At 75.5% G+C, this 13,965-nt stretch carries 12 protein-coding genes; 4 read left to right on the forward strand and 8 right to left on the reverse strand.

Annotated elements, in window-relative coordinates:
• Positions 1-2: 2 nt before the first annotated feature.
• The 5 genes from A5481_RS08540 to A5481_RS08560 all read right to left on the reverse strand — a co-directional run bounded on the left by A5481_RS08540 (position 3) and on the right by A5481_RS08560 (position 6,785).
• Positions 3-917, reverse strand: a complete 915-nt coding sequence (locus tag A5481_RS08540) for an SDR family NAD(P)-dependent oxidoreductase (protein WP_048436078.1) — start codon at positions 915-917, stop codon at positions 3-5.
• Positions 918-934: 17 nt separating this feature from the next.
• The gene (locus A5481_RS08545) at positions 935-1,708 is read right to left on the reverse strand and encodes an enoyl-CoA hydratase-related protein (RefSeq protein WP_048436079.1); all 774 of its coding nucleotides are present in this window, start codon (positions 1,706-1,708) and stop codon (positions 935-937) included.
• Positions 1,708-3,231, reverse strand: a complete 1,524-nt coding sequence (locus A5481_RS08550; protein ID WP_048436080.1) for an acetyl-CoA acetyltransferase — start codon at positions 3,229-3,231, stop codon at positions 1,708-1,710. The genes A5481_RS08545 and A5481_RS08550 overlap by 1 nt, the downstream gene beginning before the upstream one ends.
• A gap of 247 nt (positions 3,232-3,478) precedes the next feature.
• Positions 3,479-5,581 carry an acetate--CoA ligase family protein gene (locus A5481_RS08555; protein ID WP_048436378.1) on the reverse strand — a complete coding sequence of 701 codons (2,103 nt, stop codon included), beginning with the start codon at positions 5,579-5,581 and terminating at the stop codon, positions 3,479-3,481.
• Positions 5,568-6,785, reverse strand: a complete 1,218-nt coding sequence (locus tag A5481_RS08560) for an ABC transporter substrate-binding protein (RefSeq protein WP_048436377.1) — start codon at positions 6,783-6,785, stop codon at positions 5,568-5,570. Before A5481_RS08560 ends, A5481_RS08555 begins: the two co-directional genes overlap by 14 nt.
• Positions 6,786-6,942: 157 nt before the next feature.
• Between A5481_RS08560 and A5481_RS08565 the strand changes: the two genes are divergently transcribed.
• Both A5481_RS08565 and A5481_RS08570 read left to right on the forward strand, forming a co-directional pair.
• Entirely contained in the window at positions 6,943-7,785 is an 843-nt protein-coding gene (locus A5481_RS08565; RefSeq protein WP_156312046.1) for an IclR family transcriptional regulator, read from the forward strand.
• 608 nt (positions 7,786-8,393) lie between these two features.
• The gene (locus tag A5481_RS08570) at positions 8,394-8,636 is read left to right on the forward strand and encodes a hypothetical protein (protein WP_048436375.1); all 243 of its coding nucleotides are present in this window, start codon (positions 8,394-8,396) and stop codon (positions 8,634-8,636) included.
• Positions 8,637-8,659: 23 nt separating this feature from the next.
• Here the strand turns inward: A5481_RS08570 and A5481_RS08575 are convergent, their stop codons facing one another.
• The 3 genes from A5481_RS08575 to A5481_RS34590 are packed head-to-tail and all read right to left on the reverse strand — an operon-like array spanning position 8,660 to position 10,768.
• Entirely contained in the window at positions 8,660-9,181 is a 522-nt protein-coding gene (locus tag A5481_RS08575) for a hypothetical protein (RefSeq protein WP_048436374.1), read from the reverse strand.
• 10 nt (positions 9,182-9,191) lie between these two features.
• Complete coding sequence (locus A5481_RS34585; protein ID WP_048436373.1) at positions 9,192-9,716, reverse strand: GspMb/PilO family protein; 525 nt, start codon at positions 9,714-9,716, stop codon at positions 9,192-9,194.
• A complete protein-coding gene (locus A5481_RS34590) occupies positions 9,713-10,768 on the reverse strand; it encodes a hypothetical protein (RefSeq protein ID WP_064503877.1) in 1,056 nt (351 codons plus the stop codon). Before A5481_RS34590 ends, A5481_RS34585 begins: the two co-directional genes overlap by 4 nt.
• A 145-nt stretch (positions 10,769-10,913) precedes the next feature.
• Between A5481_RS34590 and A5481_RS08590 the strand changes: the two genes are divergently transcribed.
• Complete coding sequence (locus A5481_RS08590) at positions 10,914-12,644, forward strand: GspE/PulE family protein (RefSeq protein WP_048436371.1); 1,731 nt, start codon at positions 10,914-10,916, stop codon at positions 12,642-12,644.
• A 1-nt stretch (position 12,645) separates the two neighbouring features.
• Positions 12,646-13,860: a type II secretion system F family protein gene (locus A5481_RS08595; RefSeq protein WP_048436370.1), complete on the forward strand. Its 1,215-nt coding sequence runs from the start codon at positions 12,646-12,648 to the stop codon at positions 13,858-13,860.
• Positions 13,861-13,965: the final 105 nt, after the last annotated feature.

Consider the following 13,965-nt stretch of genomic DNA (forward strand, 5'->3'; position numbering starts at 1 on the left):
CGTCACACCGGGTCCCAGGAGAAGACGTCGGGGCTGCGGTCGAGGGGGGCGAGGTGGCCCGACAGCGCCGGCATCCCGTGCTCGGCGATGGTCTCGGGCGTCCAGCCCTCGCCCCGGTGCACGCCGCGCACCGGGCGGGGATGGTTGAACACGAACAGCTCGTTGTGGCGGGCGGCGAAGATCTGGCCGGTGACATGGGCGGCCGCGTCGGAGGCGAGGAAGACCGCGAGCGGCGCGTTCTTCTCCGGCCCCATCGCCTGGAGCTTGGCGACGCGGGCCTTCTGCTCCGGGGTCTCGGCGGGGATCGAGCTCGTCATCCGGCTCCAGGCGAAGGGGGCGATGCAGTTCGAGCGCACGCCGAAGCGGCCCATGTCGAGGGCGATCGACTTCGACAGGGCGGCGATGCCGAGCTTGGCCGCGGAATAGTTCGCCTGGCCGATATTGCCGATCAGCCCCGAGGTCGAGGTCATGTGGACGTAGGCGCCCGATCCCTGCTTCCGGAATGTCTCGGCGGCGGCGCGGGAGACGAAGAAGCTACCGTTGAGGTGGACGTTGATGACGGAGAGCCACTCCTCCGGGGTCATCTTGTGAAAGATCTGGTCGCGCAGGATGCCGGCGTTGTTGACCACGACGTCGAGGCGGCCGAAGGCGTCGAGGGCGGTGGCCACCATGGCCTGCGCCGCGTCCCACTCGGCGACGCTGCCGGTATCGACCACCGCCCGGCCGCCGCGCTGCTCGATGATGGCGCGGGTCTGCTCGCCCGGCGTCGCCGAGGTCTCGCCGAGGCCGCTGAGGCTGGCGCCGACGTCGTTGACCACCACCTCGGCGCCGGCGAGCGCCATGGCCAGCGCGATCTCCCGCCCGATGCCGCCGCCGGCCCCGGTGACGAGCGCGACCTTGCCGTCCAGTAGGCCCATGGGGTTCCTCCTCTGCTTCACCGCCCCGTCCAGCGCGGCGGGCGCTTCTCGACGAAGGCCCGGGGGCCCTCGCGGTAATCCTCGGAGGCCTGCACCCGGGCCCGGGCCGCCGCGCTCGCCTCGCGCAATCCCGCCTCGTCGGCATCGGGCGCCAGCCGCGCCACCGCCAGGCTCTCGCGCACGGCGAGCGGCGCGTTGGCGGCGATCGCGGTCGCCAGCGCCACAGCCTCGTCCCGGGCCGCGCCGATTGCGGCGAGCCGGTTGACGAGACCGAGCGCGTGGGCGCGGGCGGCCTCCAGCCGCGCCCCGGTCAGAATCAGCTCGAGGGCGACGGCACGGGGCAGCGCCCGCGGCAGCCGGTAGAGCCCGCCCGCCGCCGCGACGAGGCCGCGGGTCACCTCCGGCAGGCCGAACGATGCCCCCTCCCCGGCCACGATCAGCTCGCAGGCGAGCGCGATCTCGCAGCCGCCGGCCAGCGCCGGGCCTTCGATCGCGGCGATCCACGGCTTGGCGCGCCGCGCGTGGACGAAGCCCGCGAACCCGCCCTCCCCGATCCACAACCCGTCGGCGCCGCCATCCGCGACCACCTTCAGGTCGGCCCCGGCGCAGAAGACCGGGCCCTCGCCCGCCAGCACCACGGCCCGGACCGCATCGTCGGCCTCGGTCGCGGCGACCGCCGCCGCGAGCGCCCGGGCGAGGTCCGGATCGACGGCGTTGCGGGCCCGCGGCCGGTTCAGGGTCACGAGGGCGACGTGGTCGCCGATGCGCCGGGTGAGGACCGGATCCGCCATCACGCGGCCTCCCATTCGAGGAGCCCGTCGGCGGCCATGCGCAGCGTGCCGTCGAGGCCGACCGGCGAACGGTCGAGGTCGGTGAGGAGGCCGAGGGTCGCGCGGTCGGCGGCGGGCACCCGGGCGAGCAGCCGGGCCAGCCCCCGGCGCAGCACGACGACGCCCTTCTGCGGCGCACCCTCGCGGTCGAACAGGACGGTATGGGTCTCGAGTGCGGCGCGGCCCGACGCATCCGCGACCACCGGCGGCACCGGTCCGCGGCGGTGATCCGCCTCGTCCTGGACCGACATCGCTTCGTCGGCGGGGACGCGCGCAGGACCGCCGAGCACCAGGGCGTGATGCTTCGTGACGAACTCGCCCTGGCCGTAGAGGAGGCCGGCGGCCCCCGGCGCCGCGCGCAAGGTGCGCACCATCGCGCAGGCGGCATGCGCCATGTACCCGTTGAGCGGCGCGCCGAAGAAGGTCAGCCCGCCCGCCACGGTGGGCACCGCGTCGCCGGGCAGGCCGAGGCGGCGGCGCGCCATCTTGGGCACGCAGGGAAAGCAGCTGTAGAGCTCGATCGCGGCAAGGTCCGCGGGCGCGAGGCCGGCCCGGCGCAGGGTCCCGCCCAGCACCGCGTCCTGCGCCGGGGCGTGGTCGAACCGGTCGCGGGCGAGCCAGTCGCGCGGCTCGGCGGCCGCGGCGCCGGGGCCGATCGGCACCGTGCGGCGGTCCGGGAGCCCGGCGGCGCGGGCGAGGGCGAGGCTGGTCACGATCAGGGCCGCGCCCTGGTTCACCACCGGGTTGGCCACCATCAGTTTCAGGTAGGGCCAGGCGATCGGCCGGTTCCCGGGCGAGGGCGTGGCGATCTCCTCCGCCGTGAAGGACCGGCGCAGCCAGCCATGGGGGTTTTGGGCCGCGACCCGGGACATCGCCGACCACAGGGCGGCCGATTCGTCGCGGCCCTGGCGCGGGGTCTGGCCCCAGGCGGCCTGGAGGGCGGTCTCGTAGAGCGGATAGACGAAGACCGGCTGCGACAGGCCGTGCCGCAGGGCTTGCGGGTGGAGGTAGTCGCGCACCCGCGGGTTGGTCCAGGCGGGGTCCGGCGCGGTCCAGGGCGGGATCGCGTCGCGCTCCGGGCTCAAGCCGGCGCGCCGCGCGGCCCCCGCGCCGTACTCCGCCTCGCCGCTGCACAGGGCCGCCACCCCGACCTCGCCACGGGCGATCCGGCGCGCCGCCTCGTGCAGGAACCGGACCGGCGTCTCGCCGCCGACCGGGCCGTAGGCGAGGCGGGCCGGGCGGTGGCCGATCAGGTCGGCGACGCGGGCCGGGAGGTCGGCATAGGGCCAGGACACCGCGTTGACGACGTCGAGGGAGCCGAGGCGGGGAAGCCAGCCGCCGCCGGCATCCGCGTCGGCGCGGGCGAGCGCCTCGGCCATCAGGGCGGCGGGCTCGGGGCCGATCGGGCCCCGGCCGGGGGTGTCGGGCCGGTCGGCGACCTCGCCGATGCCGACGATGACGGGGATGCGGGCGGGGTCGGTCATGGGATTCCCGCCGGCAGGGCGACGTACCGCCATTCCCCCTCCCCCCTCCGCGGGGGAGGGTGGCCTGCGAAGCAGGCCGGGAGAGGGGCAGCGCGACGCTGGAGGATGTGGCGCCCTTCAGAACGGTTCCGCCTTGCCCGGAAGCGTGGTTCCCCTCTCCCGCCCCACTCCGTGGGGCACCCTCCCCCGCAGAGGGGGGAGGGTTCACCCGCGCGTCTCTCCCCGACACCGCTCACCCGACTCCCCATCATCCCGCCTCCCCCACCTCGATCACCGCGTCGGCCGCGAACGCCCCCTCCGGCAGGGCGAAGACCGGGTTGAGGTCGATGGAACGAAGCCTGGGCCCCGCCGCCGCGGCGAGGACCGAGAGCCGCGACAGCATCCGGGCGAGCGCCGCGACGTCGCAGGGCGGCCGGCCGCGGGCCCCGGTGAGCAGGGGCGCCGCCTTGATCGAGCGGATCATCGCCTCCGCGACGTCCTCGCCGAACGGGCAGCGGCGGAAGACCACGTCGCGCATGACCTCGACGAAGACGCCGCCGAGCCCGACCATCGCCACCGGGCCGAAGACCGGATCCTGCTGGATGCCGAGGATGCACTCGACCGCGCCCTTGACCTGGCGCGCCACCAGCACGCCCTCGATCCGGGCCGCCGGCGCGTGGCGGGCGGCGCGCTCGAGCAGCGTGGCGTGGCCGCACCGGACCGCCTCGGCATCGGCGACGTCGAGGAGCACGCCGCCGATCTCGGTCTTGTGCAGGATGTCCGGCGACAGGATCTTCATCACGACCGGGAAGCCGAAGGATTCGGCCGCCGCGACCGCCGCCTCGGCGTCGGCGCACGCAGCCTCCGGCACCGTCGCGATGCCGGCGGCCGCGAGCAGGCGCTTCGCCTCGGCCTCGCTCGGGGTCGATTCGGGGAGCCGGACGGGCGCGCCCGGCGGCGGCGCCGCCGGCTCGGGCTGCGAGAAGCCGGCGCCGAGGCGTCCCATCGCGTCGAGGGCGACCACCGCCCGGGCCGGGTCCTCGTAGAGCAGGTAGCCGTCGGCCTCGTATTCGCGGTTGCGCGCGTCGGAGGCCAGCACCGACAGGGCGTAGAGCCGGTCGGGATGGCGCGCCTTGACGGCGTTGAGCTGGGCGCGGATCGCCGGCGCCATGCTGGGCGCGCCGCCGATCTGGGTGAAGAAGGCGAGGATCGAGGAATAGCCCCCGTCGGCGATCATCGATTCGGTGAAGCGGCCGATCAGCGACAGGTCGTTGAAGGCCTGCGCGGTGCAATCGACCGGGTTGCGGGGCGAGGCGAAGGGCAGGATCGCCTTGAGGCGCGCTTGCGCCTCGGCCGGCATCTCCGGCATCGCGAGGCCCGCCGCCTCGGCGGCGTCCGAGATCAGCACCCCGGCGCCGCCCGAGATGGTGATGACCCCGAGGCTGTTCGGCACCGGGTAGATCCGCCGCGTCGCCGCGTAGGCGATGTCGATCAGTTCCTCGGTCGAGCGGGCCCGGATCGCGCCGTGCTCGGCGAGCACCGCGGAGAAGATCGCGTCGTTGCCGGCGATCGAGGCGGTGTGCGACTGCGCCGCCGCGCTGCCGATGGCGCTGCGCCCGACCTTCATGACGATCACGGGCTTCTTCGCCCGCCGGGCCGCCGCGAGCGCGCCCGCGAAGGCCGGCCCGTCCTGCACGCCCTCGGCATAGGCCATGATGACGTCGATGTCGTCGTCCTGCGCCATCCAGCCGATCGCGTCGGCGACCGAGAGGTCGGCCTCGTTGCCGGTGGTGACCAGCATCGCGGTGCCGATGTGGCGGGCGCGGCAGGCGGCGAAGAGGTGGGTGCCGTAGGCGCCCGACTGGCTGGCGATGCCGATCCGTCCCGGCAGCGGCAGCCCGCCCTCGAGCGAGGCGGAGAAGATCGGGTAGAAGCCGGCCGCCGCGTTGAACAGGCCGAGGCAGTTCGGCCCGAGGAGCCGCATCCCGTGCCGCCGCGCCGTGGCGACGAGCCGGCCCTGCGCCTCCGCGCCGGCCGCGTCCACCTCGGCGAAGCCCGCCGTGAACATCACGGCGAAGCGGGTGCCGCGGGCGCCGAGCTCGTCGACCGCCTGGAGGGCGGCGGCACCCGGCACCGCGATCACCGCCACGTCCGGCGCCTGCGGCAGGGCGGCGACGGAGGGGTAGCAGGGCAGCCCCTGCACCTCGGCGCGGTTCGGGTTCACCGGCAGGATCGCACCCCGGAAAGCCGCGCGCAGCATGTAGGCGATCGGCCGGCCGCCGATGCGGGTCGGGTCGGCGGAGGCGCCGACGATCGCGACCGAGCCGGGCCGGACCAGGGGCGCCAGATCGGCGGGGTCAGTTCTTGACATACGGGCACCCGCCTTCGCCGAGCGGCCGGAACGCCTCGTCGCCCGGGACCGTGGCGACGAGCTCGTAGAGGTCCCACCTGCCCTTCGACTGGGACGGTTTCTTGAACCGCATCAGGTACATGTCGTGGACCATGCGGCCGTCGGCCCGGACCTTGCCGCCGTGGGCGAAGAAGTCGTCGACCGGGGTCTCGCGCATCTTGGCCATGACGGCGGCGGACTCGGTGGTGCCGGCGGCCTGCACCGCCTTGAGGTAGTGGGTCAGCGCCGAGGTCACGCCGGCCTGGTAGGCGGTCGGCATCGCCTTGCGGCGGGCGTAGAACCGCTCGGCATAGGCCCGGGTCTCCGGCGTGCGGTCCCAGTAGAAGCTGTCGGTGAACAGCGCGCCCTGCACCACCTCGAGGCCGAGCGAGGCCGAATCGGTCAGCGTGACCTGGAGCGCCGCCATGATCTTGTCGGAGTGCGACAGGCCGAATTCGTGCGCCTGCTTGATCGCGTTGGCGAAGTCGCTGCCGGCATTGGCGAGCGCCACCACCTGGGCGGGCGAGGATTGCGCCTGGAGCAAGAAGGACGAGAAATCCGGATTGTTGAACGGGTGGCGGACCTTGCCGACGACCGTGCCGCCCGCCGCCTCGACCGCCCGGGACGCATCGCGCTCCAGGGCGTGGCCGAAGGCGTAGTCGGCGGTGAGGAAGAACCAGGACTTCGCCCCGCGGGCGACCAGGGCCTTGGCGGTCGAGTTCGACGAAGCGTAGGTGTCGTAGGTCCACTGGATGCTGGTGGGCGAGCACGACTTGCCGGTGAGGTCGGACGAGCCGGCGCCCGAGATCAGGAAGATCTTGTTGCGCTCGCGCGTCACCGCCTGGACCGCGAGGGCGACGGCCGAGTTCACGCCCTCCGCCACCACGTCGACGCCCTTGGTGTCGAGCCAGTTGCGCACGATGGTGGAGGCGATGTCGGGCTTGTTCTGGTGGTCGGCCGAGATGATCTCGATGCGCTTGCCGAGCACCGTCGGGCCGAAATCCTCGACGGCGATCTGGGCGGCGGCGACCGAGCCCTCGCCGTTGCCCTCGCTGTACTGGCCGCTCATGTCGGTGATGATGCCGATCCGGAGCACGTCGCCGTCGGCGCGCGCCGCGGTCGCGCCCAGAAGCGCCAGCATCGCCCCGGCGCAGCGCGCCGCCAGGGCCCGTCGGATCCGTGCCATCCTGGTCCTCCCCGTGGATCGCCGGGCCCGTTCTCCGGGCCTCGCGCGGCTGGAACCTCCCGGAGGGGAATTCCTATTCCGCGGGCTGAACGCTATTCTGAACCGTAAACGATCCGGTCGGCAAGGGGCTGCGGGTCGCGGGGCAGAGGGTTCGGGTGTGGGACAGCGCGAGGCCGAGGGCGATCGGGCGGTGATGGAGGTCGGCCGCGAGGTCGGGGCGGTGACGCAGGCCGCCGCGATCCTGCGGGCGGTGGCGGCGGCGCGCGACGCGCTCGGGGTCACGGCGATCGCCCGCGCCGCGGGCGTCAGCCCCTCGACGACGCTCAACATCCTGCGCACCCTGGTGCACGAGGGCTTCGTCACCCTGGCGCCGGACACCAAGACCTACCGGCTCGGCCTCGGCCTCCTGGAGGTGGCGCGCCCGCTCCTCAACCGCTCGGACGTCGAGCTGCTGCAACCCGGGCTGCAGCAGGTCGCGACCGACTTCGAGGCGACGACGAGCGTCTGGCAGGTGGCGCCCGACGACAAGGCGCTGCTGCTCGGCCGGATCGTCCCGGCGAGCGGCATCCACATCGAGTTCCGCCTCGCCACCCGCATCCCGGCCTATGCCGGCGCGATCGGCCGCGCGGTCGCCGCCGCCGGTCGCGCCGCCGGCGGGCTGCCGGACGCCACCCTGCGCACCCGGTTCGGGGCGATCCGCTGGCACGTGCCGGTGCCGTTCGAGACCTTCCTCGACGAGGTCGCGGCCTGCACGCAGCGGGGCTACGCGGCGGATCTCGGCCACCTCATCCGCGGCGTCACCTCGGTGGCGAGCGCCCTGTGCGACCGCACCGGCCGTCCGCGCCTCGTGGTGGCGGCGCATCTCTTCCAGGGCCAGCTCACCGAGGCGCGTCAGGAGGCGCTCGGCCTCGCCCTGCGCGGGCTGGCCGGGACGGCGCAGCCGGCGATGTTCGGGGCGGCGGAGGCGCCGGCGCCGCGGCGGCGGGGGCTCGCGCGCTGACGGGCAGGCCTGTCGCGCAGCCGGCCCGGACGGCGTCCGGGCACGGGAACGACGCAGGCGGCTCTTCGCCGCCCCGCCGGCGGTCGCGCGGCGGTGGGGTTCGACGGGCGCCGTGCCGTATGTCCGCCTCGAAGGCCCGGCCCGTGACGTGGACGCGAGCCGTACGGTGTTCCGACTGATCGCTTCGCGATGCGGAAACCGGCTTCGCTCAGGCGTGTGAAGCCTGCGGCGTCACCGCGCGGGCCGGTGATACCGGCCGGGATGGCAGCACCGAGGGCGAGCGTCGGAGGCGACATTCCATCCTGCCCTCGCTGCACAGAGGGAAACGCCGCGCCGGGTGCCCCGCGACATCGCCGCTGAAACCCCCGGACCGGTTCGCGGTTGCCCGTCGGGCGGCTCGCACGGCCGGCGGAGGACGGGGGGCGCCGGTGCTGCCGACCAGGGAGGACGAGCGGGTGCTGCAAGTCGCGGCCGGACCCCGGACCTTCGCGCCGGGGGCGGGCGTTCGACGGTGCGGGTTCCCGCGCCTACGCCGATCCCGGCACCCCGGCGCGCCTCCCGGCGCAGGCCGCCCTCACCCCGAGCAGGACCGGAGGACCGACGACACCATGACCGAACAGCGCGACGTGACCACCCGCGACGGCACCGCCTGGACCTGCATCGAGGCGCTGGCCGGGATGCCGGAGGCCGCCAAGGAGAAGCTCGCCGGCAACGGGCGGCGGGCGGTGGTCTGCACGCCGTCGGGCGGCGCGCATTCGGTGCGGCTGTCCCTGGCCGAGGACTGGCGGGCGATGCCGGACGACGCCCTCGCTGCCGCGATCGAGGCCGGGCTGGCCCACGACGACGCCTGAAAGGGCCGTCCCGGCGCCGCCCCTCACCGCCGCAGCGCCGGCCCCGCCTCGGCCACCGGCCGCGCCCCGACCGGGCGCAGGATCGTCGGGGCGCCGAGGAAGGTCGCGACGTAGCGGCGCTCGCCCTGCATCAGCGTGACCTGGTCGCGCGCGACCTCGGCGATGCGCCAGTCGCCCCTTCCCTCGCCGCGGGCGAGCCAGGCCTGGATGCCGCTGCCGTCGTCGATCAGCGCCCGGGCGGCCGTCCCGTCGAGCAGGATGCCGCGCACGGTGAGGACCGGCCGGGGCGGGTCGCCGGCGAGGAGGTCGCGCGGGCCCCGGGCGGTCCAGGGGCGCCGGCCGGGATCGAAGAGCGGCCGCGCGAGCGCGGTCTCGTCCGGGGGCGGCACGGCCGCGGCGGCGCGGCGCGCCGGCGGGCCGGGCCCGCCGTCGACCGGCCAGGCAAGGGCCGCGAGCAGCAGCAGCGCCGCGAGGGCGCAGGCGGCGCGGGGCCCGCGCCCGGTCGCCGCCAGGGCGGCCCGCAGGGGAGGTCCGATCCGTCTCACGGCCCGGTCCTCATGGTGTCTTCTGGGCCGGGGCGGGCAGCAGTACGCCGCGCACCGTGAGGGTCAGGCGCATCACCGTCGCCCGCCCGATCTCCGGATCGGCCGGGCGCTCGACGCTGAGCTCGGCCTCGTCCGGCACGATCAGGGGGCTCTCCGTCTCGAGCGCCTGGAGCAGGCCGTGCAGGCCCTCGGCGGTGCCGCGCAGGGAGGCCGAGAGGCGCGGCAGCGCCGGGCGGGCCGGATCGGGCTGGATCCCGGCCCCGTCGACCGCCACCACCCGCGCCGCGGCGAGCGCGTCGAGGCGGGCCCGGAAGGCGAGGACGAGGCCGGCCTCGTCGGGGCCGCTCAGCGGCGCCGGCACCGGGGGCGCGGCGGCCGCGGCCTGCGCCCGGGCGAGGCGGTCGCGGGCCGCCGCGACGTCGTCCGCGGCCCCCAGCGCGTCGAGCACCGGACCGGTTGCGAGCCCGGCGACCAAGGCGAGGCCGGCAAGGCCGGGGAGCAGCGCCCGGCCGTTCGTCGGGAGCGCCGGCCTCACGGCCGGGCCCCGGCGTGAGCGCGCGGCAGCGCGACGACGAGGCGCTGGCCGCCCTCGACGGGGGCGGCCCCACGCAGCTCCGGCGCGCCGAAGCCCGGCAGGCGGGCGAGCTCGGCGAGCACCGAGGCCGGATCGGGGGCGACGAGCGTCAGTTCGAGACCGGCGCCGGTCAGGCGCAGGACCTGCGCCGACACCGCGTCCGGCAGGGCGGCGGCGACCGCGTCCCAGGTCCGGGCCACGGGCGGGCCGCGCTCGGCCAGGATCGCCGCGGTGCCGGCCTGCAGGGCCGGCGGATGGCCCGCGGCCGCGGCCCGGCGGGCGGTCGCGAAGGCGTCGTCGAGGGCCTGGAGCGTCGCCGCCTGGTGCTGGCGCAGGGCCAGGAAGGCCCCGAGCAGCAGGAGGACCGTCGCCGCCGCCAGGGCGAGGTCGCCCGCGCCCCGCTGCGCCAGGCCCGGCAGGGCGCGGTGACCGCTCGACAGGAGGTCGATCGGCATCGTGCGGTCCTCCGCCGGCCCGACCGCGACGACGCTCGCCGTCAGCCCGGCCCCCGCCAGCGCCGCGAGCAGGGGGGCGAGGCGCGCCCGCTTGAGCACGACGTGGCGCACCCGCAGGGTGCGGGTCCCGGCCTCCTCGCCCTCGACGTACCAGTCGCTGAACACCTGGTCGGCCCGGAACGGCGTCGCGGCCTCGAGTTCCTGCGCCAGCACGGCGCGCATCCGCGGCAGCGCCGCGCCCGGCAGATCGAGGGTGCGGATGAAGCAGGCGGCGGGATCGACGATCACCTTCGCGCGCGCCTCGGCCCGGCCGCCCCGGATCGCCGCGAGCCGGTCCGCGAGGTCGTCCGCCGCGAGATCGAAGCGGTAGGTCCGGTCCGGCCCGTCGCGCCGGTCGATCAGGGTCAGGCCGGGATCGCCGGGCGCGCCGAGCCGCAGGGTCAGCAGCGCCGGCGCGCGGTCGGTGCGGGGCTCGGTGAGGCCGAGGAGGTGCGAGGCGGCGTCGAGACCCTGGCGGAGCGAGGCCTCGAGCGAGGACAGGGCGGATGGCGCGCGCAACACGGGTCGGCTCCGGCGCCCCTTCGGTCGTCGCGGGCGTCGCGGACCGGTCTAACGCAGCGACATTTCCGTCCGCTTAAGGACGCGGCGCGAGAATGGCCCGGTCCGGCCCCGCGCCGAAACAGGGTTTCTCCGGGACACCACGATGCTGAACATCTGGGGGGGCAAGTCCCGGCCGCGGCGGCTGCGGGCCGACCGGCGCGACGCGGCCCGCAGCCGCCGCGAGGACCTGCGCGCCTTCGTCGATCGTCTCGCCGAGAGCGAGGTGCTGGACGCCGCCGGCCACGAGCGGGCGCTCGCCGCCCTCGACGGGCCCGGCCGGCGCCCGCTGCCCCTGCTCCTGACCGAGCTCGGCCTCGTCCACGAGGCGACCCTGGTCACCGCCCTGTCGGAGGCGACCGGCCTGCCGATCCTGCGCCAGGAGGATCTGCCGGGGGAGGCGGTGCTGCCGGAGGCGCTGACGCCCGATTACTGCGCCCGCGCCCGGGTGCTGCCGCTCGCCGCCGAGCCCGACCGCCTCGTCGTCGCCCTGGTCGATCCGTTCGACGCCGAGACCCTGCGGGCGCTGGAGCACCTCGTCGACCGCGCCGTCGCGCCCTGCCTCGTCGGGCCGGGCAGCTTCGAGCGGGCGCACCGCGCCGTCTACGGCGACCTCGCCGAGGAGGGCGAGGGGGGAGGCGACGACGACCTCGCGCGGCTCGCCGACGTCGCGAGCCAGGCGCCGATCGTGCGGCTCTCGGCCCGGCTGGTGCGCAAGGCCTTCGAGCTGTCCGCCTCCGACATCCACCTGGAGGCGGAGGAATCCGACATGCGGGTGCGCTACCGGGTCGACGGGGTGCTGGTCGAATCCGAGCGGCTGGCGAAGTCGGTGCAGCTCGCGCTCACCACCCGCATCAAGATCCAGGCCGGCCTCAACATCGCCGAGCGGCGCCTGCCCCAGGACGGGCGCATGCAGGCCCCCGACCGCGGCCAGGACGTCGACATCCGCGTCTCGACCCTGCCGACGGCGCATGGCGAGAGCGTGGTCCTGCGCGTCCTCGACGGCTCGCGCCGGGTCGAGGATTTCTCGGCGCTCGGCTTCGACGCGGCGGCGATCGCCGAGATCGCCGCGATGACGAGCCGGCCGAACGGCCTCGTCCTCGTCACCGGCCCGACCGGCTCGGGCAAGACCACGACGCTCTACGCGGCTTTGCGCCGGATCAACGGCCCGCACCTCAAGGTCGTCACCGTCGAGGACCCGGTCGAGTACCGGATGGCGGGGGTCAACCAGGTCCAGGCCCATCCGGGCATCGGCCTCGACTTCGCGGCCGCCCTCCGCTCGATCCTGCGCCAGGACCCGGACGTGGTGATGGTCGGCGAGATCCGCGACGGCGAGACCGCCCGCATCGCCGTGCAGGCGGCGCTGACCGGCCACCTCGTGATCTCGACGCTGCACACCAACTCCGCCCCCGCCACCGTGACCCGGCTGATGGACATGGGCATCGAGCCCTACCTCATCGCCGCGACCCTCAACGGCGTGGTCGCCCAGCGCCTGGTGCGGCGCCTGTGCGGCGCCTGCGCGGAGGCCGCGCCCGCGACGCCGCAGGAGCGCCTGCGCCTCGGCATCCCGGCCGACACCCCCTTGCATCTCAGGCGAGCCCGCGGCTGCGCGGCCTGCAACGGCACCGGCTATCGCGGCCGGATGGTCGCCTCGGAGATCATGACCCTCGACGGGGAGCTGCGCGGCCTGATCGCGAATCGCGCCGACGAACGGACCCTGGCCGCCCGGGCGCGCGCCGCCGGGATGACGGGATTGTCCGACAGCGCGAGGGCGCGGGTCCTCGACGGCGACACGACCCTCGACGAGGTCGGGCGGGTGCTGGAAGGAACGCTCTAGGATGCCGCGCTTCGCCTACAAGGCCTATGCGGGCGACGGGCGCTCCCGCGCCGGTACGATCGAGGCCGAGACGCGCCAGCGCGCCGTGGCGCTGCTCCGCACGGACGGGCTCCAGGTCTACGAGATCGCGCAGGCCGCCGCCGGCCCGGCCCCGTTCTGGCGCCGCGACCTGTTCGGGCGCGACCGGGTCAACGACGCCGCCCGGGTCGCCTTCCTGCGCGAGTTCGGCACCCTCGTGGGGGCCGGGCTCACCGTCGACCGGGCGCTACGCCTCGTCGAACGCCAGGCCGGGCCGGCCCTGAAGCCGATCCTCGCCGACCTGCTCGAACGGGTGGTGGCCGGGGCCTCGCTGTCGCGGGCGATGGCGGCCCACCCGCAGGCCTTCCCGCGCGACATGGTCGACATCGTGCGGGCCGGCGAGGCCACCGGCACCCTCGTCGACGTCGTCGGCTCGCTCACCGCCTCGATCGAGCGCCGCGACGCGGTCAAGCGCCACCTGATCTCGGCGATGATCTATCCCGCGCTCCTCGTCGCGATGGCGATCGGCACCGTGGCGATGATCGTCGGCGTGCTGGTGCCGGCGCTCGCCCCCCTGTTCGAGGGTACCGGCCAGGCGCCGCCCTTCGCGATCCGCGCCGCCGCCTGGCTCGGCGACACGCTCTCGGCCTCCTGGCCGGTGCTCGCCGGCGGGCTGGCGCTCGCGGTGCTGGCGCTGGCCCGCGCGTGGCGGCTGCCGGGCTTCGCGGCGGCGCGCGCGCAAACGGCGCTGCGCCTGCCGCTGGTGCGCGAGATCGTGGTCGGCATCGAGTGCGGCCGGTTCTGCCGGGTGCTCGGCACACTGCTCACCGCCGAGGTGCCGATCCCCGACGCGGTGGCGGCGACGCGCCCGCTCGCCGGCAACCGGGTGTTTCGCCATGCCCTCGACGAGGCCGGGCGCCGGCTCGCCGAGGGCGGCAGCCTCGCCTCGGGCCTGTCCTCGCTCAAGCCCTACGCCGCCCCGACCCTGAACCTGATCGCCAGCGGCGAGCAGGTGAACCGCCTCGGCCGCGTGCTGCTGCATGCCGCCGAGATGCACGAGACCGAGACCCGCCAGCGCATCGACCGGCTGCTCGCCCTCCTCACCCCCCTGGTGACGGTCGCGATCGGCGGCCTGATCGGCGGGCTGATCATCTCGGTGATGGGGGCGATCCTGAGCGTGGGGCAATTGGCGCAGTAGGGACGCCGGATCCGGGCCCGGGGCCCGCGCGTTGGCCGCGCTCGAAACCAGAACTGCCCGGAACAAGAAAAGCGCAGATTTCCCCTCTCCCGAGTGGGAGAGAGG

This window comes from Methylobacterium platani, assembly GCF_001653715.1.
Lineage (GTDB): Bacteria > Pseudomonadota > Alphaproteobacteria > Rhizobiales > Beijerinckiaceae > Methylobacterium > Methylobacterium platani.

Coding starts and splice junctions, on each gene's coding strand:
- A5481_RS08540 (WP_048436078.1), bottom strand. CDS start 917: ATGGGCCTACTGGACGGCAAGGTCGCGCTCGTCACCGGGGCCGGCGGC.
- A5481_RS08560 (WP_048436377.1), bottom strand. CDS start 6,785: ATGGCACGGATCCGACGGGCCCTGGCGGCGCGCTGCGCCGGGGCGATG.
- A5481_RS08595 (WP_048436370.1), top strand. CDS start 12,646: ATGCCGCGCTTCGCCTACAAGGCCTATGCGGGCGACGGGCGCTCCCGC.
- A5481_RS08590 (WP_048436371.1), top strand. CDS start 10,914: ATGCTGAACATCTGGGGGGGCAAGTCCCGGCCGCGGCGGCTGCGGGCC.
- A5481_RS08555 (WP_048436378.1), bottom strand. CDS start 5,581: ATGTCAAGAACTGACCCCGCCGATCTGGCGCCCCTGGTCCGGCCCGGC.
- A5481_RS08545 (WP_048436079.1), bottom strand. CDS start 1,708: ATGGCGGATCCGGTCCTCACCCGGCGCATCGGCGACCACGTCGCCCTC.
- A5481_RS08570 (WP_048436375.1), top strand. CDS start 8,394: ATGACCGAACAGCGCGACGTGACCACCCGCGACGGCACCGCCTGGACC.
- A5481_RS08550 (WP_048436080.1), bottom strand. CDS start 3,231: ATGACCGACCCCGCCCGCATCCCCGTCATCGTCGGCATCGGCGAGGTC.